The organism is Collinsella sp. CLA-ER-H3 (genome assembly GCF_040092425.1).
Taxonomy (GTDB): Bacteria; Actinomycetota; Coriobacteriia; order Coriobacteriales; family Coriobacteriaceae; genus Collinsella.
The window spans coordinates 248,555-268,593 of sequence record NZ_JBBNLP010000001.1 but is presented as its reverse complement, the minus strand read 5'-3'; the positions used below and the strand labels follow the sequence as shown (position 1 = coordinate 268,593).

13 protein-coding genes and 4 tRNA genes are annotated in these 20,039 nt (G+C 61.7%); 2 read left to right on the top strand and 15 right to left on the bottom strand.

From position 1 onward, the window contains the following. Nucleotides 1–30: 30 nt before the first annotated feature. From tuf to AAAX32_RS01190, 5 genes are all read right to left on the bottom strand, one after another. Nucleotides 31–1,221 carry an elongation factor Tu gene (tuf, locus tag AAAX32_RS01210; protein WP_035137538.1) on the bottom strand — a complete coding sequence of 397 codons (1,191 nt, stop codon included), beginning with the start codon at nt 1,219–1,221 and terminating at the stop codon, nt 31–33. A 96-nt stretch (nt 1,222–1,317) separates the two neighbouring features. Continuing rightward, nucleotides 1,318–1,394 (bottom strand) — tRNA-Met (locus AAAX32_RS01205). Between the two features lie 3 nt (nt 1,395–1,397). Continuing rightward, nucleotides 1,398–1,473 (bottom strand) — tRNA-Thr (locus AAAX32_RS01200). Nucleotides 1,474–1,483: 10 nt separating this feature from the next. Next, nucleotides 1,484–1,565: transfer RNA gene (locus tag AAAX32_RS01195), tRNA-Tyr, on the bottom strand. Nucleotides 1,566–2,300: 735 nt separating this feature from the next. After that, nucleotides 2,301–2,375 (bottom strand) — tRNA-Thr (locus tag AAAX32_RS01190). Nucleotides 2,376–2,537: 162 nt separating this feature from the next. Here AAAX32_RS01190 and AAAX32_RS01185 point away from each other — a divergent pair. Then, nucleotides 2,538–3,878: a DNA-binding protein gene (locus AAAX32_RS01185; protein ID WP_117848041.1), complete on the top strand. Its 1,341-nt coding sequence runs from the start codon at nt 2,538–2,540 to the stop codon at nt 3,876–3,878. 27 nt (nt 3,879–3,905) lie between these two features. Here the strand turns inward: AAAX32_RS01185 and AAAX32_RS01180 are convergent, their stop codons facing one another. The 6 genes from AAAX32_RS01180 to disA all read right to left on the bottom strand — a co-directional run bounded on the left by AAAX32_RS01180 (nt 3,906) and on the right by disA (nt 9,394). Next, complete coding sequence (locus AAAX32_RS01180) at nt 3,906–4,583, bottom strand: NYN domain-containing protein (RefSeq protein ID WP_006234978.1); 678 nt, start codon at nt 4,581–4,583, stop codon at nt 3,906–3,908. 3 nt (nt 4,584–4,586) lie between these two features. After that, complete coding sequence (gene rlmB / locus AAAX32_RS01175; protein ID WP_226802647.1) at nt 4,587–5,501, bottom strand: 23S rRNA (guanosine(2251)-2'-O)-methyltransferase RlmB; 915 nt, start codon at nt 5,499–5,501, stop codon at nt 4,587–4,589. A 143-nt stretch (nt 5,502–5,644) separates the two neighbouring features. After that, a complete protein-coding gene (gene cysS / locus AAAX32_RS01170) occupies nt 5,645–7,111 on the bottom strand; it encodes a cysteine--tRNA ligase (protein ID WP_349099691.1) in 1,467 nt (488 codons plus the stop codon). Nucleotides 7,112–7,114: 3 nt separating this feature from the next. After that, complete coding sequence (gene ispF / locus AAAX32_RS01165) at nt 7,115–7,609, bottom strand: 2-C-methyl-D-erythritol 2,4-cyclodiphosphate synthase (RefSeq protein WP_006234975.1); 495 nt, start codon at nt 7,607–7,609, stop codon at nt 7,115–7,117. Continuing rightward, on the bottom strand, nt 7,599–8,327 hold the full coding sequence (gene ispD, locus AAAX32_RS01160; RefSeq protein WP_035137545.1) for a 2-C-methyl-D-erythritol 4-phosphate cytidylyltransferase: 729 nt from the start codon (nt 8,325–8,327) through the stop codon (nt 7,599–7,601). The genes ispF and ispD overlap by 11 nt, the downstream gene beginning before the upstream one ends. After that, entirely contained in the window at nt 8,327–9,394 is a 1,068-nt protein-coding gene (gene disA / locus AAAX32_RS01155) for a DNA integrity scanning diadenylate cyclase DisA (protein ID WP_022093923.1), read from the bottom strand. Before disA ends, ispD begins: the two co-directional genes overlap by 1 nt. A gap of 346 nt (nt 9,395–9,740) precedes the next feature. Between disA and AAAX32_RS01150 the strand changes: the two genes are divergently transcribed. Next, nucleotides 9,741–10,319 (top strand): manganese efflux pump MntP family protein, encoded by a 579-nt coding sequence (locus AAAX32_RS01150; protein WP_117745788.1) that lies wholly within the window; start codon nt 9,741–9,743, stop codon nt 10,317–10,319. An 80-nt stretch (nt 10,320–10,399) separates the two neighbouring features. On the opposite strand, the gene AAAX32_RS01145 is transcribed toward AAAX32_RS01150, so the two are convergent. The 4 genes from AAAX32_RS01145 to AAAX32_RS01130 all read right to left on the bottom strand — a co-directional run bounded on the left by AAAX32_RS01145 (nt 10,400) and on the right by AAAX32_RS01130 (nt 20,024). Next, on the bottom strand, nt 10,400–11,857 hold the full coding sequence (locus tag AAAX32_RS01145; protein ID WP_226802645.1) for an aminoacyl-histidine dipeptidase: 1,458 nt from the start codon (nt 11,855–11,857) through the stop codon (nt 10,400–10,402). Nucleotides 11,858–12,071: 214 nt separating this feature from the next. Continuing rightward, nucleotides 12,072–14,714, bottom strand: a complete 2,643-nt coding sequence (locus AAAX32_RS01140; RefSeq protein ID WP_349099689.1) for an ATP-dependent Clp protease ATP-binding subunit — start codon at nt 14,712–14,714, stop codon at nt 12,072–12,074. Nucleotides 14,715–14,911: 197 nt separating this feature from the next. After that, entirely contained in the window at nt 14,912–15,601 is a 690-nt protein-coding gene (locus AAAX32_RS01135; protein WP_117848032.1) for a TetR/AcrR family transcriptional regulator, read from the bottom strand. After that, the gene (locus tag AAAX32_RS01130) at nt 15,585–20,024 is read right to left on the bottom strand and encodes an acyl-CoA dehydratase activase (RefSeq protein ID WP_117876645.1); all 4,440 of its coding nucleotides are present in this window, start codon (nt 20,022–20,024) and stop codon (nt 15,585–15,587) included. Before AAAX32_RS01130 ends, AAAX32_RS01135 begins: the two co-directional genes overlap by 17 nt. Between the last annotated feature and the right edge of the window lie 15 nt (nt 20,025–20,039).

Below are 20,039 nucleotides of genomic sequence, written 5' to 3'. Positions count from 1 at the left end.
TCTCTAAGTCAGCTATATCAAAGAGCTAATTTACTCAATGATCGTGGAGACGATGCCCGAACCGACGGTGTGGCCACCCTCGCGGATAGCGAAGCGCAGGCCCTCCTCCATGGCGATCGGGTGGATGAGGTCGCCCTCGATGGTGATGTGGTCACCAGGCATAGCCATCTCGGTGCCCTCGGGGAGCTTGACCGTACCGGTAACGTCGGTGGTACGGAAGTAGAACTGAGGACGATAACCATCGAAGAACGGGGTGTGACGGCCGCCCTCCTCCTTGGTCAGAACGTAGATCTCGCCGGTGAACTTGGTGTGCGGGGTAACCGAACCGGGCTTGCAGAGAACCTGGCCGCGCTCGATGTCCTCACGCTTGATGCCGCGGAGCAGCAGACCGACGTTGTCGCCAGCCTCGCAGAAGTCCATGGACTTACGGAACATCTCGATACCGGTAACGACGGTGTTCTGGGTATCCTTGATGCCGACGATCTCGACGGGCTCGTTGAGCTTGAGCTCACCGCGCTCGACACGGCCAGTAGCAACGGTACCACGGCCGGAGATGGTCATAACGTCCTCAACGGCCATCAGGAACGGGAGGTCGTTGTTACGAGCAGGCGTCGGGATGTACTCGTCGACGGCCTTCATGAGCTCGCGAATGGCGTCCATCCACTTGGCGTCGCCCTCGAGAGCGCCCAGAGCGGAGCCACGGATGACGGGGATGTCGTCGCCGGGGAAATCGTACTCGGAGAGGAGCTCACGGGTCTCCATCTCGACGAGGTCGATGAGCTCGTCATCGTCGACCATGTCGCACTTGTTCAGGAAGACGACGATGTAGGGAACGCCGACCTGACGGGCGAGCAGGATGTGCTCGCGGGTCTGAGCCATGGGGCCGTCGGTAGCAGCGATGACCAGGATAGCGCCGTCCATCTGAGCAGCGCCGGAGATCATGTTCTTGACGTAGTCAGCGTGGCCCGGGCAGTCAACGTGAGCGTAGTGACGGGCAGCGGTCTCGTACTCAACGTGGGAGACGGAGATCGTAATGCCGCGCTCGCGCTCCTCGGGAGCCTTGTCGATGTTCTCGAACGCAGTGAAGTCAGCCTTGCAGCCCTCGGTCTCGGAGAGAACCTTGGTGATGGCAGCGGTCAGCGTGGTCTTGCCGTGGTCGACGTGACCAATGGTGCCGATGTTAACATGCGGCTTAGTGCGCTCAAACTTCTCTTTGGCCATAAAGCCCTCCTCTAAACAGGTCGTCCCCGGACGGGACTTTGCCTTTATACCATAGTGGCCTCTCAACATACTATTGAGAAGCCACCGTGTTACCTATGGTAGCGGTGACTGGATTCGAACCAGTGACGCCACGGGTATGAACCGTGTGCTCTAACCAACTGAGCTACACCGCCGGATGGAGCCTGCAACCAGACTTGAACTGGTGACCTCTTCGTTACCAACGAAGTGCTCTACCGACTGAGCTATACAGGCACTTGACGGGTGGGAGCTATAGGATTCGAACCTATGTAGGCAGAGCCAACGGGTTTACAGCCCGTCCCCATTAACCACTCGGGCAAACTCCCAATCGTTCAAGTATCCGCAGGTCCTTTGGTCTTTTGGACCGCCGCCCCCGCGAACGAAAAAGATAATACGATGCAACCTTGGGGGCTGTCAACGAAAACCTCTAGATACACGGTGCCGGGCGTATCTATATAGCTGTGACCTGCGGTTTTGTTGAGTTTGGATATGAAGGACGGTGGTTTTGAATACTGAGGTGACGTTTCCCGAGGTAACACTTTGGTGTAGTGGAGTACACCTTCAGGATCGAACTTCGATAATGGCTTATTTGCACCTATATATAGGTCGAGATCGGGGCTTCCCAGACAGAATCGAGCGTGGATAATCTCCCACTTTTGGCGTGGCTTCGAGTCCAAAGTGGGAGATTATCCACCCTCGTATGTCCGGAAATCCTCACTCGACCAGGATGACTGGGACCGGTCCGGCCTTTGTCTCGATCTGTAACAGTAAGAGGGTTATTCCTCCCCCATCTGTTACAGATCGAGATATTACGCAGAGACACCAGCTTACGTCTCATTCTGTAACAGTAAGAACGGTTTCAGCCTCTTCGTGTTACAGATCGAGATATTATCGGCCAACCCTTGGCATTGTCTCAATCTGTAACTATAAGGAGGGTTTTCAGCCCACCCGTGTTACAGATCGAGACAAACCTGAAGCTTGGTGGGAGTCAAACCCGCTTACATGTCGACATAAATAGAAACGGGCCCTGTCCCAATTGGAGACAGAGCCCGAAACTCTCATGGAGCCAGTGACAGGAATCGAACCTGCAACCCACTGATTACAAATCAGTTGCGCTACCGTTGCGCCACACTGGCACACTTGGCGCTTTCACGCGAAGCCAGTTAAGAATAAAGGAATTGCCGACGAGGCGCAACAGGCCCTTCACCCGACCACATCTCAAAACCATTCGTCAGAACGAATAGTTTTAATTACAATTGCTATATATAAAACTATTCGTTCTGACGAAGGGTTTCGCGATGCTTACTACCAAGGAAGCAGCCGAACTGCTCGGCATCACTCCGCGCAGGGTGCAGGAGCTCATAAAAAACGGAGCACTTGAGGCCCGCAAGGCTTCTGGTGTATGGCTCATCGACAAAGACAGCGTCGACACGCGACTCCGCTCCGTGACCAAAACGGGGGGACGTCCCCGCCGCGGCCACGGTAAGAGCGAGATCGCGTTCACCCTCATGAATCGCACGCACGAAGTCGCTCAGCTGGTCTACAGCACATCTCGAAAAGACTTTACCCACATCGGCGCCGACATCGATTACGCCCACGCCCCTATTGGAGTATTTGGCCCTAATAGCCCCATATCGCTCGACTCCTTCCGCATCTGGTGGCGCGGCCGCGGTATCCCGCTCGCACGCATTGGGCTAGCCTCCCTGCTTGCAGAAGCCGCAGTCGATGTTCCCGATGAACTCGTCCAGCGAAATCTTGGCCTCTCCCTATCCGACCAGTATTGGATTAGACCCCAAGATTCCGGTCTCGCCTGGGAGGATATCAACTTCTTCAATAACGCCTTTGATGACGTCTCGCTGTCCATTGCGCCCTTTGCCCCAGAGGGAAAAGCGGCTGCCGCAAAGCCCGATAACACCTCGGACGGCAATCTTCAAAAGTACTGGACGTGCGAGGGCGGGCGTCGAATTCTGCATAAGGCAGGAGCGCACCTGAACCAGGAACCTTATAACGAGCTGGTGGCGACCGCGCTCCACCGTCGCATCCTAAACGCCTGCGATTACGTGCCTTACTCGCTCGAGGGCACGGGCACTTCCGCCCTGAGCATATGCGATGTCTTCTTAACTGATGAAGAAGAGTATGTCCCTGCGTTCTATGTAAACCAGCACGCAAACGCAGATGAACGGCTAACCGACTACGAGCGATATGTAGCAAATTGCGAGGAGCTCGGGGTGGCAGGCGTTAAGGATGCCCTTGACCGCATGATCGTATGCGACGACATCATCGCCAACTACGATCGTCATTGGCGCAACTTCGGCCTCGTGCGAAACGTCAACTCACTGGCCTGCAGACCAGCCCCCATCTTCGATTCGGGCTCATCGCTCTGGTGCAACATATCTCTAGAGGAGCTTAGGGCAGGAGAGCACAGTTTTGCCAGCGCGCAGTTCCATTCAAGTCCCGCGAAACAAATGTTGCTTGTTGAGGATATGAGCTGGTTTGACGGGGGCAAACTCGAAGGTTTTGTCGACGAGGCAATCGAGATTCTGTCTAAAAACGATGCCCTAGCAGCGAGACTGCCTTATCTAAAAGAGGCGCTAACGTGGCGCCTCGAAAGAATGATCGACATCGCTGAATGGAGTTAGCAAGGCAGCATTGCCCCGCCAACTCCCCTACCGTCCGCGCAGGGCCTTGAGCTTGGCCAGGGCATCGGGACTCAGGCGGCTGCCCAGAGTCATCTTAATCTGCGGAGCTTCCTCTGCCTCGTGAACGTCGTTATCGATCTGTTTGATCTCGTCCACCAGCATACGGCTCGAGATGCGCGTGACGCCCTTGCCCATGACAACGGCCTGGATCGTGCCGTCGCTCGATACCACGGAGCACGCGCGGCCTTCCTCACGTGCCTCGATGCAGAGCTTCTGCACCACGGTATCGGCCGAAACACCCGTCGGCGAAAACTCAATGCGCACACCGCGGGCCGGTAGGTTGGGGCGCTCGCTGGAGATATTGCCCGCGCCGTCAAATACGATCACAGCCTCGTAGCGGCCCTGGGCAAACGCAGCTACGTCATTAATGAGCGCCGTGCGCGCCATATCGTGAACGTCGCTGGAATACGGATCGTCAGAATGGTCGTACACGAGCTTTTCGTAGCGCGGCGTACAGTGGATCACGTTGTAGCCGTCGACCACCAGCAGCTCGGGCTTGTTGGAGTGCACCGTCGAGACCGGATCGGCGATGGCCTGCGCAAACGCATTGCCGCCCACGCCATAGGTCGCGGCCGAAACAATCGGCTTGGCCGAGCCCTCGCCAAAGCGCTTGGCCTTGGACTTGGCGCGGTTCTTTTTGGACATGCGCTACTCCTCCCCCATGAGCTCGCCGGCGTTGCGGCGCAGCCACTCAAAGCACAGCGCCGTGGTCGCCTGGGCAACATTGAGGCTCTCGGTCATGCCGCGCTGGGGAAGCTTGGCCAAAAAGTCGCATTTCTCGAGCACCAGGCGCGAGATGCCGTCGCCCTCGGAGCCCATGACGAGCGCCACGCGGCCCTCGAAGGGAGCATCCCAGCAACTGCCTTCGGCGTGCTCGGAGGCACCGCCCACCCAAAAGCCAGCGTCCTTAAGATCGCCGAGTGCGCGGGCGATGTTGGGCACCTGCGCGATAGGCAGATGCATGACGGCGCCGGCTGAAGTCTTGTAGCTGCCCACGGTCACGCCGGCGGCGCGCTTGTTGGCGATGATGACGCCGGCCGCGCCCACAACCTCGGCGGAACGCACGATGGCACCAAAGTTGCCGTCGTCAGTCACATGGTCGAGCACGACGACGAGCGCCGGTCCGTCACCCGCGCGGTCGAGGATGTCGGCGACATCGGCGTAAGGGAAGTTACCAACCTCGAGCGCGATACCCTGGTGAGCGCCATGGCTCGACAGTGCGTCGAGCTGCGCGCGCGGCACATACTTGATGCGGACGCCCGCAGCGTTGAGGTCGTCGACCAGGCGCGACAAGGCGGCATCGCGCTCCCCGCCCTCGGCAATGAGCGCGCACTTGATGGGAAAACCGGTGCGCAGCGCCTCGGCAGCAGCACGGCGACCCTCGATGAACTCACCCTTGGGAGCCTGGGCAGCGTCGCGGTTGCGATCGCGCTGCGGACGTGCGGCCTGGGTGCGATCGCGCTGGCCCTTGGGAGCGGCAGCGCGGTCATTGTGGCGAATCGGACGCGAGCCAGAAGCGGCCTGTTTGCCTCCACGCGGTACACGCTTGCGATTGTCGGCCATAAAACGGCCTCCTTAAATAGATAACGAACAAGAATCGACCGTCCGAGCCACGGCACCTTGCCTTTCAATCGTCGGGCATGACCACCAGGTCTATGCCTTCCCCTTTCAAGGCAATCTGCCACACCTCGAACGGTCGACAAATACTAGAGGGTCTTAATACGAGTACCCGCGGCCGTATCTTCAATGGTGAGGCCCAGGTCCTTGAGCTGGTCGCGGATGGCGTCTGCCAGGTCCCAGTTCTTGGCGGCACGGGCCTCGGCGCGGGCCTCGAGAATCTTGGCAGCGGCCTCGTCCACGTCGTCGCCCGTGTAGGCGACCAGGCCGGCGGCAACGCCCAGCAGACCCAGCGGCAGCTCGACCTTGGGCTCGGGAAGCTCGACGCCAAACGTATCGAGCAGCTCGGCCAGCGTGTCGGCGGCGGCAAGCGCGGCGGTCTTGTCGGCAGCGTCGCCCGCCTGCTCCAGGTACTGGTTGCACTCGGTGACAAAGCCAAAGACGGCACCCATGGCACCAGCGGTGTTAAAGTCGTCGTCCATGCACTCCTTAAAGGTGGCACGGGTCTCGGCGGCCTTGGCGGCAAACGCCTCGGCAGCCGCTTCGTCGGCATCGGCCGTCGCGTGGTTCGCGGCCCAACGCAGGTTCTCGACCGTACCGGCGATACGCGTGAGCGAGTTCTCGGCACCCTCCAGGCGCTCCCAAGAAAAGTCGAGCGACGAGCGATAGCTCGTCTGCAGCATCAGCAGGCGCAGGGCGGCAGCGGAGTGCTGCTCGAGGACCTCGGCCAGCGTAAAGAAGTTGCCGAGCGACTTGGACATCTTCTCGCCGTCTACCAGCAGCATGCCCGTGTGCATCCAGGTGTTGGAGAAGCCCTGGTGCCAGGCGCAGGTGGCCTGGGCGCACTCGTTCTCGTGATGCGGGAAGGCAAGGTCGGAGCCGCCGCCGTGGATGTCGATCGGAGTGCCCAGGTAGCGATGCACCATGGCGGCGCACTCGGTGTGCCAACCGGGACGGCCCTCGCCCCAGGGGCTCGGCCAGCTGGGCTCGCCGGGCTTGGCGGCCTTCCACAGGGCAAAGTCGAGCGGGTCGTTCTTGTCCTCGTTCTCCTCGATGCGCGCGCCAACCATAAGGTCGTCGATGTTGCGGCCCGAGACCTGACCATAGTTGGGATCGCTGCGCACGGCAAAGTACACGTCGCCGTTATCGGCTGCGTAAGCGTGGCCCTGCTCGATAAGCGTCTTGATCATGGCGATCATGGGGCCGATCTCCTTGGTGGCGCGGGGGCGCACATCGGGATCGAGCACGTTGGCGGCGCGCATGACGCCGATGAACTTGTCGGAGAACTCCGTCGCGACCTCGGCGGCCGTACGGCCCTGCTCGTTGGCGCGCTTGATGATCTTGTCGTCGACATCGGTGAGGTTCTGGGCGAACGTGACCTCGTAACCGCTCGCGATGAGCCAGCGGCGAATCACGTCAAAGCTGATGAACGTACGGGCGTTGCCGATGTGGATGTTGTCGTAGACCGTGGGGCCGCACACGTACATGCGGACCTTGCCGGACTCGATGGGCTGGAACTCTTCCTTTTTATGGGTAGCGCTGTTGTAGATACGCATTCGTTACTCCTTAACGGTTTTCTGTAGCAGGCAGACGGCCCAGGCGCCGATTCCCTCGCCCTGGCCTTCCCAACCGAGCTTTTCGGTCGTAGTGGCGGCGACGCCCACGTTTTCGACGTCAACGCCCAGGGCATGGGCAAGGTTGGCGCGCATGGCATCGCGATGCGGGGTGATCTTAGGCTGCTGGCAGGCAATGGTGCAATCGGCATCGACAAACTCAAAGCCCAGCTCACGCGCATAGTCCATCACGCGGGCAAGCAGCACCATCGAATCGGCACCCTCGTAGGCGGGATCGGTGTCGGGGAATAGCTTGCCGATGTCTCCCCCACGGCAGGCGCCCAGAATGGCGTCGGCCAAGGCGTGCGCGAGCACATCGGCATCCGAGTGGCCCAGCAGGCCGCGCTCGTAGGGAATGTCGACACCGCCGATGATACATCGACGCCCCTCCACCAGACGGTGAACGTCGTAGCCATGGCCAATGCGCAGGTTACTGAACATGGGGAAGGTCCTCTCCCTCGGCCATGCGGCCAAGCAGAATCGCGGTTACGGGACGCAGGTCCTCGGGCACCGTCACCTTAAGGTTATCGCGTGGGCTCTGGACGCAGCGGACGCGCCCACCCATGCGCTCGACCAGCGACGAATCATCGGTACCGATAAAGCCCTCGGCAATGGCTGCAGCGTGGGCGCGCTTCATAGCATCGACGCTAAAGATCTGCGGCGTCTGCGCTGCCCAGTAGAGTTCACGCGGCGGCGTCTCGACGATATTATCGCCGTCAACGATCTTGAGCGTGTCGATCGCGGGCTGACCGCACACGACACCGTCGAGGGCACGGTCGCTCACGAGCACGTCGATAGCGTGGTCGATGGCCTCGGTCGTAATGAGCGGACGAGCGCCGTCGTGGATGGCGACATATTCGAAACCCGCCGGAACCGCATGCACGCCGGCACGGGTGGAATCCTGACGGGTATCGCCGGCATCGGCAAAGCTGATGGGCGTGTCATAGTCAAACGGGTCAATGGCCAGGCGGCGCATCTCGGCACGGCGCTCGGCAGGGCAAACCACGACGATATGGCCGACCTTATCGCTACGATCGAACGCGCGGATGGACCAGCTCATGAGCGGACGGCCCGCCACATTAACGAGCTGCTTGCCGCCGGGATTTCCAAAGCGCTGGCCGCTGCCGCCGGCAACGACCACGGCGCATACGGGCGCCATTATGCGTTCCCCTGTTTGGTGCCCTTCATGCGGTACAGCGAGTCCGCAAGAATGGCAGGGTTGTTGACGCCAAAGTCGCCCAAGCGCTCCGGATCCTCGCTGATGTCGTCCATGAGCTCCTGCAGCGAGCCGTACTCGTCGACGATCTTCTCGGCCACGCCGTCGCGCACGACGGACACGCGCGAAAGCGTGCGCAGGCCCAGCGGCGTCATGACGGAGTCCTCGTCCAAGTCGTCATAGCCCAGAACTGCCGCCACGTGCTGCGGGTCGGACAGGTCCTTAGGCGTCATACGGCTCAGCTCGGCGCGAATCTTCTCGGCGTTGGCCTCAGAGGAATCGCTCGCGTAGTCGCGGATCATCAAGTCGTATTCGGTATCCATGCTGGAGCCCGCGAGCTGCTCGAGCTGCATCTGCACGAGCTTACCCTGGTTGCCCAGCTTGACAATGCAATCCTTAAGCTCGGTCTTTGCCTGCTGCATGATCTCGAAGCTCGAGAAAATACCGGTAATGTCGGCGAGTGTGACGTAGTCGTCGAGCTCGAGGGCCGTCAGGCGCAGCAGGGAGCGATCGAGCGACTGACGGGTAGTCTGGAGCGTGGCGACGAGCTGGTTGACCGAGCTCATGATGGTGGTGACGGGCTGGATCTCGTAGCTCTTGCCGTGGACGTACACGTTGACGACGGCGCGACGAGCCGAAACCGAGATCACGATGGCATCGGTGAGCACCGACATGCGAGCGGCAGTACGGTGACGCATGCCCGTCTCACTCGTGGCGAGCGAGGGATCGGGATTGAGGTGGAAGTTGGCGCGCAGGATCTGGGTGAGGTCGCCATCGATAACGATGGCGCCGTCCATCTTGGAAAGCTCGAACAGGCGGTTCGAGGTAAACGAAATGTTGAGCGGGAAGCCGTCGTTACCGGCAGCGAGCACGTTTTCGGTGTCGCCGACGCAGATAAGGGCGCCCAGGTGACCGGCGATGATCATGTCGAGGGCGGTGCGGATCGGCTGACCAGGTGCCGTCAGGCGGATGGCCTGTTCCATACGCTTTTGCAGCTCGTTCTTATCCAAGGCATCGCTCCCATCGTATACGCTCCATAAACGCTAAATAGTTTCTCACGGTTTGTCCCTGCGGCGCTTGCGAAATCCGATGCTTACAGAATGAGCGAACACAGCTGAGAGCCCAACCCAAATCAGCTGTTCATGTGGTAGCATCGGGATTCGCATAAATGAGGGAGTAGTCGCGTGATCGGGTTCGCCTCCGGTGGCGCGGCAAGTCAACACACTGGCCGATGCGGCCTGGCTTGCCTTAATGAACGAGACTCGTGGCTGTGCGCGCAACGCGTACGCCACGGGTCTTTTTTGTTACTCCCCCAAGAGGTACACGCGGGCCCGCCCGCAGAGAGGGAGCCAGACTATGGGACTCGCAGAGCTTGTGTTGCTCGCTATCGGCCTTTCTATGGACGCTTTTGCCGTATCCATCTGCAAGGGCCTTGGCATGAAAAGGATCAACCTTAAGGTCGCCGTGATACTCGGCCTGTTCTTTGGCGGTTTCCAGGCCGGCATGCCCGTAATTGGGTGGGCCCTTGGTAGCCAGTTCATGGGCATCATCAGCCCCATCGACCACTGGATCGCCTTTATCCTGCTCGCCTTTATCGGCGGCAAGATGCTGTGGGAAGCCTTTACTGAGGACGAGAACGAAGGCGACGGCAAGGATGCCGAAAAGATCGACCTGGGCGAATATCTAATCCTTGCCATCGCCACCTCGATTGACGCGCTTGCCGTGGGCATCTCGTTTGCCGCGCTCTCGGTCGATATCGTTCCCGCCGTGTCGCTCATTGGCATCACGACCTTTGTCTTCTCCGTTGCCGGCGTAGCGATCGGCCACACCTTTGGCGCGCGCTACGAAAAGCCCGCCACCATCGTGGGTGGCGTCGTGCTCGTCCTCATCGGGCTTAAGATCTTGCTTGAGCATCTGGGGATTCTCGCACTGTAACGAATAACGGCCGCCCGGCATTACGCCAAGCGGTCGTTTTCATAGCCAGCCGTTTTAGAGCGGCTTAACTAAGGCGACCTTTACGCAGCGAGGCGCTTGAGGACATCGATGAGCAGCTCGTAGAAGCGCTCGGCAGAAGCGAGCTCCATGCTCTCGTCCGGGGTGTGAACATCGGAGAGCGTCGGACCCACGGCGATGGCGTCCAGGCCGTGCAGGGCCTCGGCAAACAGGCCGCACTCAAGGCCGGCGTGAATGGACTCGATGCGCAGCTCGGAACCAAAGAGCTCGCGATAGCTCTCGACGAAGACGTCGCGGACCGGCGAATGCTCGGCATAGCTCCAGCCGGGATACTCGAACTCGAACTTGGCGTCGAAGCCCAGGACATCGGCCAGCGTCTGCAGACGGTCCTTGAACTCGTTCTGCAGCGAGGTGATCGAGGAGCGCGGGGACAGCATGATCTTGACCTCGTCGTCAGAGGTGGCAACCACACCGATGTTGGAGGAAACCTCGACGGAGCCGTCGGTGGCGACGTTGCGGCGGATCACACCGTTGGGGGCAAGACGCAGGGCGCGGATGAGGGCAAGCGCGGACTTCTGGTCCATGGCCTCGACCTCGGCGTCGTCGGCAATCTCGACGGTGCAGGTAAAGCCGGGGTCGAAGACCTCAAGCTCGGCGGTGACGTCGGCGATGATGCCCCTTGCGATCTGGGCCGCGGCCTCGGCGGCAGCGTGGTCGACGTAGACCAGAACAGCCTTGCACTCACGGTTGATGGCGTTGTCCTTGGTGCCGCCGTTAAAGCTAACGATGGCGGGCTCGCCGGCGACCATCAGGCGGTCGATGATGCGGGCCATGATGAGGTTACCATTGCCGCGCTCCAGGTGGATATCGCTGCCGGAGTGACCGCCCAGCAGGCCGGAGATGTCGAGCGTGAGGGTGCTACCGGTCTTGTGCTCGCGCACGATCGGGCAGGTGTAGGTAACGACGACGCCGCCGGCACAGCTGACGGTGGCAACGCCCTCTTCCTCGGAGTCGAGGTTAATCATGGTGCGGGCGCTAATCTGGGACTTGTCGAGCGTCTCGGCGCCGACCAGGCCAGTCTCCTCGTCGGTGGTGAACACGCACTCGAGGGCGGGGTGAATGATCGAATCGTCATCGAGAACAGCGAGCATCAGAGCGACGGCAATACCGTTGTCGGCGCCCAGAGTGGTGCCGTTAGCGGTGAGGACGCCGTCCTTGACGACCAGGTCGATACCATCAGTCGTAAAGTCGTGCTCAACGGAGCCCAACTTGTCGCACACCATATCGATGTGGCCCTGCAGCATCACGGTCGGGGCATTCTCGGCACCGGCAGATGCGGGCTTGCGAATGATGACGTTGTAGACCTCGTCCTGGTACACATCGAGGCCGCGCTCCTTGGCAAACGCGACCAGAAAATCGCTGATGCCCTTCTCGTTGCCAGACCCGCGGGGGATCGCGCTGACCTCCTCAAAGAAATGGAACAGCTGGGCGGGCTCGTAGCCGGTAATCTTGTAGTCCATGGTGCCTCCTTGGCGCAACTGGTTAGACAGTAAGACATGCGACTTGTATATTCCCAGACTTTGCGTGCATAAACCAGTCGAAAACGCCGAGCGCCCTCGCATCATCGGCTAACGGTGGACCGCATAGCGTAACGGTCACAGTTACCGCAGCTCTACAAATCGAGGCGCCCTTTCCGGAGCGCCTCGATTGCGCGTATCAAATTGTCGCCACGCCCTACAGCGCGCCGGAACCGGCTTGCATCATGCCGCCGGGGCCCGAGCTCACGCCACTGCTCACAGGCGCGGCGTTTCCGGTGTGCGGCGCCGCCGGAGCGGTATCGCCCCCGAGTGCACCCGCCGGACGCGGCGCCGGAATCTCACCCGTGCCGTGGCTAAAGACAAACTTGCCGTCGACCACGTCGCACAGGACGGTATCGCCCTCGCCCCACTCACCGGCCAGCAGCTCCTCGGACAGCGGATCCTCGATGAGCTTTTGGATGGCACGACGCAGAGGACGCGCGCCGTTGGTGAGGTCGGTACCCTCCGCCACAATCTTGTCGTAGGCCGCATCGGTAAGCTTGATGTTCATGCCGTTTGCGATCAGGCGCTGGCGCAGATCGTCCACCAGCAGGTGCGCAATCTTGGTCAGGTTCTCGCCCGAGAGCTTCTGGAACACCACAATATCGTCGATACGGTTGAGCAGCTCGGGGCGGAACAGGCGCTTGAGCTCGCCCATCGCACGGCCCTTGATCTCGCTCGACGTGAGACTCTGCTCGCCGGTGGTGCCAAAGCCAACGCTCGCATCCTGCGCGATCTCGCGGGCGCCCACGTTTGACGTCATGATGATCACCGTATTGCGGAAGTCGACCGTCTTGCCCTGGCTATCGGTCAGACGGCCCTCCTCCAACACCTGCAGCAGGATATTGAAGATGTCGGGGTGCGCCTTCTCGATCTCGTCGAACAGCACGACCGAGTACGGGTGACGGCGAACAGCCTTGGTGAGCTGGCCGCCCTCGTCGTGGCCCACATAGCCCGGGGGGCTACCGATGAGCTTGGAGACCTCGAACTCACTGCCAAACTCCGACATATCGAAGCTGATGAGCGCGTCCTTGCTGCCAAAGAGATACTCGGCGAGCGTCTTGGCGAGCTCGGTTTTGCCCGTGCCGGTGGGGCCCAGGAAGATAAAGCTGCCGCCGGGGCGACGCGGGTCCTTGAGCGGCGAGCGGCTGCGGCGCACGGCCTTGGCAACGGCCTCGACGGCCTCGTCCTGACCGATGATGCGCGTCTTGAGCACGCTTTCGGCCTGCAGCAGGCGGCGGCTCTCGCTCTCGGTGAGCGAGGACACCGGCACGCCCGAGGTCACGGACACGATGTCGGCAATCTGGGAGAAATCGATGGTGAGCGGGCTGGCGTCGAGCTCGGCCGTCCAGGCAGCCTTGGCCTCGGCGAGCTCAATCTCGGCAGCCTTTTGCTGCTCGGTGATCTCGGCGGCCTTGTTCATGTCGTCGCTCTCGGTGGCCTCCTGCGCGGCGGCCTTAAGCTCCTCCACGCGATGCTCGGCCTCGCGCACCGGCTCGGGCGCGCGGTTGGCGGCGATGCGGGCGCGGGCGCCGGCCTCGTCAATGAGGTCGATGGCCTTATCGGGCAGGAAGCGATCCTGGATGTAGCGGTCGGAGAGGTTCGCGGCGGCCTCGATAGCACCCTGCGTATAGCGCACATGGTGGTGCTCCTCGTAGCGCGGCTTGAGCGCGGTCAGGATCTTGACCGTGTCCTCGACGCTCGGCTCCTCGACATCGATGGTCTGGAAGCGACGCTCGAAGGCCGGGTCCTTGGTGAGGTACTTGCGGAACTCCTCGGCCGTGGTGGCACCGATGATCTGGAAAGCACCGCGTGCGAGAACGGGCTTGAGCATGGAGCTCGCGTCGATGGAGCCCTCGGCAGAGCCGGCACCGATGATGGTGTGCATCTCGTCAATAAACAGGATGACGTCGTCAGCTTCGGTGGCCTCCTGGATCACGTTCTTGAGGCGCTCCTCAAACTCGCCGCGATACTTGGCGCCCGCCACGAGGCCCGGCAGGTCGAGCGTCCAGATATTCTGGTTCATGAGGTTCTCGGGCACGTTGCCGGCTGCAATCTGCTGAGCCAGGCCCTCGACGATGGCCGTCTTGCCCACGCCGGGGTCGCCCAGAATGAGCGGGTTGTTCTTGGTGCGGCGCGAAAGAATTTCCATCATACGCTGGACTTCCTTTTCGCGACCAATTACAGGGTCGAGCTCGCCGTCGCGCGCCTTCTGCGTGAGGTTGGTCGCGAACTGCTTAAGCGTATCGGTGCCACCCCCCCTTTGCTGAGAGGTATCCGAGCCGCTAAAGAACGGCAGGCCCGCACCGGGACGACCAGCACCGGCGCCGGCGAGCGGACGCTTCTTGTCCTGGTCCTTGGCGGTGAGTTTCTCGATAGCCTTTTTGATGGAGGCGGACGACACACCCAGGCGCATGAGGATGTCCATGGCCATGCCGTTGCCCTCTTCGACGATGCCGATCAGCAAGTGCTCGGTCGACACGTAGGTCTGGTTGTTCTCGCGCGCCACGCGGAATGAACGCTCCATCACGCTAATGACGAGCGGCGTAAAGGCGAGCTTGGCCGCCTCGGTCTCCTCACTGGGCTCGGGAACCGTGGTCTGGACCTCTTTGAGAGTATCCATGATGTCATCATAGGAGATGTCGAGCGAACGCAGCGCCTCGGCGGCAATGCCCTCGTCCTCCTTGGCAAGCGCGAGCAGCAGGTGCTCGGTGCCCACCTTATTTGAATGAAGATCGAGCGCTTCTTGCTTGGCCATGGACATGACCTTACGCGCACGATCGGTAAAACGGTCTAACATGCTAGTTCCTCTTAGACGAGCTAGTTTTTTCAAACGCAAAGCGCCGCCCCGCGGCAGCGCTTTGGTCTCTTTACCCATATGGAGTATATGTTAACAGCTGGAGGAATATCTATAAACCCGGCTCACATGAATGCAGGTTATGACCGCATCGCGGGACTCACCGCGCGATGCGCGACGGGCGCCCCGCAAGAGAAACCCTAGACGTCTTTCACCACGTCGGGACTCGTCGCGCGCGATGCGCGATAGGCATCGGCCTCCTTGGAGACGCGTTCGAGCAGCTCGGATGTATCGACGCCCTCGACTTGCGCGACCGTTTCAACCGTCTGCATGGCGACCGCCCTCAGGTACGCGCACGCGCTGTCCCCCAGCTGCTCGAGGTCTATCTCCTCGCCGCCCTCCCGGGCAAAGCCGACCGCCATCACAAAGCCCATGATGCCCGAGACCAGAAAGCCCACCGCAAAGCTCGAATCTGCCTTGAGCTCTTCTCCGTCGGGGTGGACGATCTCTCTCACGCGGTCGATGATGATCGTATGGATGCCCTGCTCGACCTGCTCGGCGGCACCCGCCCTCATGGTGATGACGATGCGCCGCAGCAGGCAGCGGACGTCGCGCCGGTCGAACGCCGAAAGGTCGCCCTCGCTCGAAAAATGCCAGAGGGCATCGGTGATGAGCTCGTTATCCTGCAGCAGCTGGGCTATGGCGATGGCGACGAGTTCATCGAAATCGTGAAAATAGTAGTAAAACGTTCCGCGATTGCACTGGGCGGCGCGGGTCACCTCGCCAACCGACAGCTCGAAGATGCTGTTGTTCTCGATGAGCTCCCAAAACGCCTCGATGATACGGGTGCGTGCATCGGGCGCATCGGCGTCCTTACGCGGTCTCGCCATGCGCCTCACCGCACCCCTGCGCCTTGGCGTTCATGATGAGCATCTGAAGACGGTTCTCCACGTTGGCGAAGCTCACGTCGGGATCGTAGTCGAGCGGCAGGAACTGCGCCGTGGGATACTGCTCCTTGAGCGCATGGATGAGCCCGCGCCCCACGACATGGTTGGGCAGACACCCGAACGGCTGCAGGATCACGAAGTTGCGGCAGCCGCGCTTGGCGTGCTCGAGGATCTCCGCCGGAATCAGCACGCCCTCGCCCGCATCGAACGTATGGTGCAGGATCTTATCGCTCGCGCGCACGAGCTCGGGCATGCGCGTCGGCGGCTCGTAGAGCGGGCTCGCCGCGCCCAGGCGGTCGCAACGGTCGTGCGCGAGCTCGAACAGGTTGTCCGCCGTGGCGTACCAGGCCTTTTCGGGCAGCGACAGGTCGACGTGGAACTCGCGCGACTGCGCATGCTTGTAGAAATAGGTCTTGCGGATCACGTCGGTCATGCGCGCCTCGATGACCTCGAGCCCGTTGTCCTCGAGGTAGCGCTCGATCTCGTGGTTGGCGCCGAGATGGAAATTGAGCAGGTACTCGCCCACGATGAGAACGGTCGGATGCGGGTTCGAGCGGTCGTACGGAACGGCGTCCATGATCGCAAGCGCGCGTTTGAAGCCCGTCGCCTGGCCTCTCAGCCCCGAGCGCTCCATGCCCTCGATAACCTCATCGAGCGCGCGGTCGAACGCAGCGTCCGCCGCGCCCTTCTCGAGCTCATAGGGACGGATGCGCCTAAGCATGGCCTCGAGGGCATCGATCATGGGAAGACCGTAGGCGATCTGGATGCTCGGGCCAAGGCCGAGCTTGAAGCCCGGATGCGCATTGTGGGCATCGACGTCGTCGTTGGTGAGCACCGGGACATAGTCGTATCCCGCGTCGTCGAGCGCGCGGCGCAGCAGGGGCATGTAGTGCGTCAGGCGGCAGTCGCCGATATACTTGCCAGTCACCACGGCGACGTCGTGCGGGTCGTACTTACCGCTCTTGAGTGCCGCGAGCGCCTCGCCGATCACGATTTGCGCGGGGAAGCAGATGTCGTTGTGCACATAGCGTTTGCCCAGGCGGATGGCATCCTCGCGCCCGATATCAAGGGCCTCGGCGCGCACGCCCTGATTGCGCATCGCCGCGGTCATGAGCCTGCAGAACGCATGGGAGGTGTTGGGGACCAGCGCGATCTTGTCGTGCCGGTCGCGCTTGGTGTACTTGACCTTATACGGGTCGTCGAGCGGATGGACCGCGTGCACCCGGGCGCCCTCGGCACGCTCCTCCGCGCGACGACGGTTGACCGACTCGATAAACGAACGCACGCGAATGCCCATGGGACCGGCGACGTCGCTCTCATCGAGCTTGATCATCATCGGAACCTTGGAGCCCATCTCGCCCATCATGCGCGCGATCTCGTCGGTGAGATACGCATCGTGGCCGCAGCCGAAGCTGCCCATCTGCACGAGCTCGAGCTCGGGCGTCGATGCGACGATGACCGCGCACGACAGCATGCGCGCATGGTAGTTGTTCACGATGTCGATGCGGCTGTTGGAAAGATCGACGTTGCAGACCCCCGGCACCGCATCGGGCGTCAGCACGGGGATGCCGCGCTCAGAGAAGAGCTTGGGCAGCCCGTGGTTGACCAGCGGGTCGTTGTGGTACGGGCGCGAAGCGATCACCACCGCGTAGCCGCCGTCCTCGCGCACGTTCTCGAGCACCTGCCTGCCGCGCAGCTGCAGCTGGTTCTCAAACGTCTCCTGCGCGCGGTCCGCCTGCTCGGTCGCCTTGGCAACCAGGTCGGCATCGATATCGAAGGTCTCCTTGCACCACGCCTTGAGCTGGCGGTTTCGGTCGCCCTCGTCGTACCAGTGGAACAGCGGCGTATCGAACGGAACGCCGAAACGCTCCTCCGGGTTATCGGAATTGCGCATCACGTAGGGGTATCCCTTTACGACGGCGCACATCCACTCGCTGGTAGAGGCGGTGTTTTCGGTGGGCACCGTCGTGATGATGGGCATGAAGATGCGGTCGACGCCGGCGTCGACGAGATTGCGGATGTGCCCGTGGACGAGCTTGGCCGGGAAGCACACGGTGTCGGATGTGACGTGCGCCAGACCGCGCTCGTACATCGCCTTGGTGCTGCGTCCCGAGACGCGCACCTTAAAGCCGAGCGTGCTGAAGAACGTCGACCAGAACGGCATGGTGTCCCAGAACTCGAGCACACGGGGAATGCCGATCGTGACATCGCGCCCCCCGCAGACGGGAACCGTGGGGTACGACTCGAACAGCAGCTTCTCGCGGTCGACAAAGAGATTGGGGGCAGCCGCGGTCCGGTCGCGCCCCGTGCCGGGTGCCTGTGCCTCGCAAGCACCCTGCGGACGCAGCTCCTCCGCCGCGGGAACCTCGCGCACGAGCTCATCCCATGAGATGGCGCCGCCGCGCGGGCAGCGATTGCCCGTGACGTAAAGCGAGCCGTCGCCAAATGCCACGACCGCGCGCTGGCAGCGGTTGTTGCACCGACGGCAGGTAACGCCGCCGAACTCGCGATGCTCGAAGCGCTCCACGGCATCGAGCCCGATAAACGACGTGCCGGCGTCGCCCTTGCGGCATTCCTCGCGCGCGAGCAGGGCGATACCGATAGCGCCCATCAGCCCCGGGTGGGGCGCACGCGTGACGGGTTTGCCCAGATACTGCTCGAATGCGCGCAGCACCGCGTCGTTTCGGAACGTGCCGCCCTGGACGACGACTTTGTCGCCCAGACGGTTGAGATTTGAAACGCGAATGACCTTGGTGAACACGTTCTCGATAATCGAACGGCAGAGACCGGCCATGATGTCGCCCGGACCCTTACCGCGCCGCTGCTCGGAAACGACGCTGCTGTTCATGAACACCGTGCAGCGGCTGCCGAGAACGGCGGGGGCTTTGGACGAAAATGCCTCGGTCGCGATATCCTCAACGGCTATTCCGAGGTTTTTGGCAAAACCCTCGAGGAACGAGCCGCAGCCCGCAGAGCACGCCTCGTTGACGACGATATCGGTCAGCACGCCGTGGTTGAGCCAGATGGCCTTCATATCCTGTCCGCCGATGTCGAGCACGAAGGTCGCATCGGGAACGCATGCGCACGCGGCGCGGGCGTGCGCGACCGTCTCGACCGTATGGTAGTCGGCGTGGAACGCGCGCGCGAAAAGCTCCTCGCCGTATCCCGTGGTGCCCACGGCATCGATCGCAAGCGTGACTCCCGCTGTCTCCCAGCGGTTCTTCAAGCTGACAAGACCCTGTTGGGCGACGTCGAGCGGTCTGCCGTTATTAGACGCGTAGAACGAATCGACAAGCTCACCCGCCTCATCGACCAGGGCGAACTTGGTCGTCGTGCTCCCCGAATCGATACCGAGCGCCACACGCACCGTCTCTCCGGGCGCATACGCATCCGGACCCTTTGCCGGCGTCTCTTTGCCATGGCGTGCCGTAAAATCCGCCTGCTCGGCAGGTGTGGCAAAAAAGGGCTGGGCAAGACGTCCCTCCCCGCTTGCGGGCGCGACCGTCTCGAGCTTATCCAGCCGGACAAAAGCGTCGGGAAGGTCGATCGGTTGGGACGATGCGAACATGTCGGTCAGCGACAGGGCGGCACCGCGCGCGACCATGATCTGCGGATCGCGCGGGACGATAACCTGATCGTCCGATAGATTCAGTTGCTCCCGGAACACGCGGACCAGTGTGGGGTTGTAGGCGAGCGTACCGCCCTCGAAGATTACCGGCGGCTCGATGTCGATACCCTGGGCCAGACCGCCGATCGTTTGGCGGGCGACCGCGTGAAGCGCCGAAAGCGCCAGGTCGGTGGCAGGAATGCCCTCGTTGAGCAGCGGCTGGATATCGGTCTTTGCGTACACGCCGCAGCGGCCCGAGACCTCGTGGACGGTCGTTCCCCGGCTTGCGAGCTGCTCGAACTCGCCCGATTCGGTGCCGACCCCCATGAGCTTTGCCATCTCGTCGATAAATGCACCGGTACCGCCTGCGCACGAGCCGTTCATGCGCATGTCGGCAACCTCGATGTCTCCCTTATCGTTGGTGCGGAAGAAGATCATCTTGGCGTCTTGGCCGCCCAGCTCGATGGCGCAGCGCGTCTGCGGATAGAACCTGCTGATCGCGAGCGCGTTGGCGACCACCTCCTGAACGTACGAGGCGCCCAGCGCGGTCGCGATATCGCGCGCACCCGAGCCGGTCACCGCAACGCGCAGCGACTCATGGGGAAAGCGCTCGGCGAGCTCGCCGAGCATGGCACGCACGCTCGCTGTCTGACACGCCCCGTGGCGGCGATATCCCCACCACGCCTCGGTCATATCCTCGTGCATCGCGTAAACTTTGGTCGTCGTCGACCCTACGTCCAGTCCTACTAGCAACGCCATAATGCTCCGTCTCTC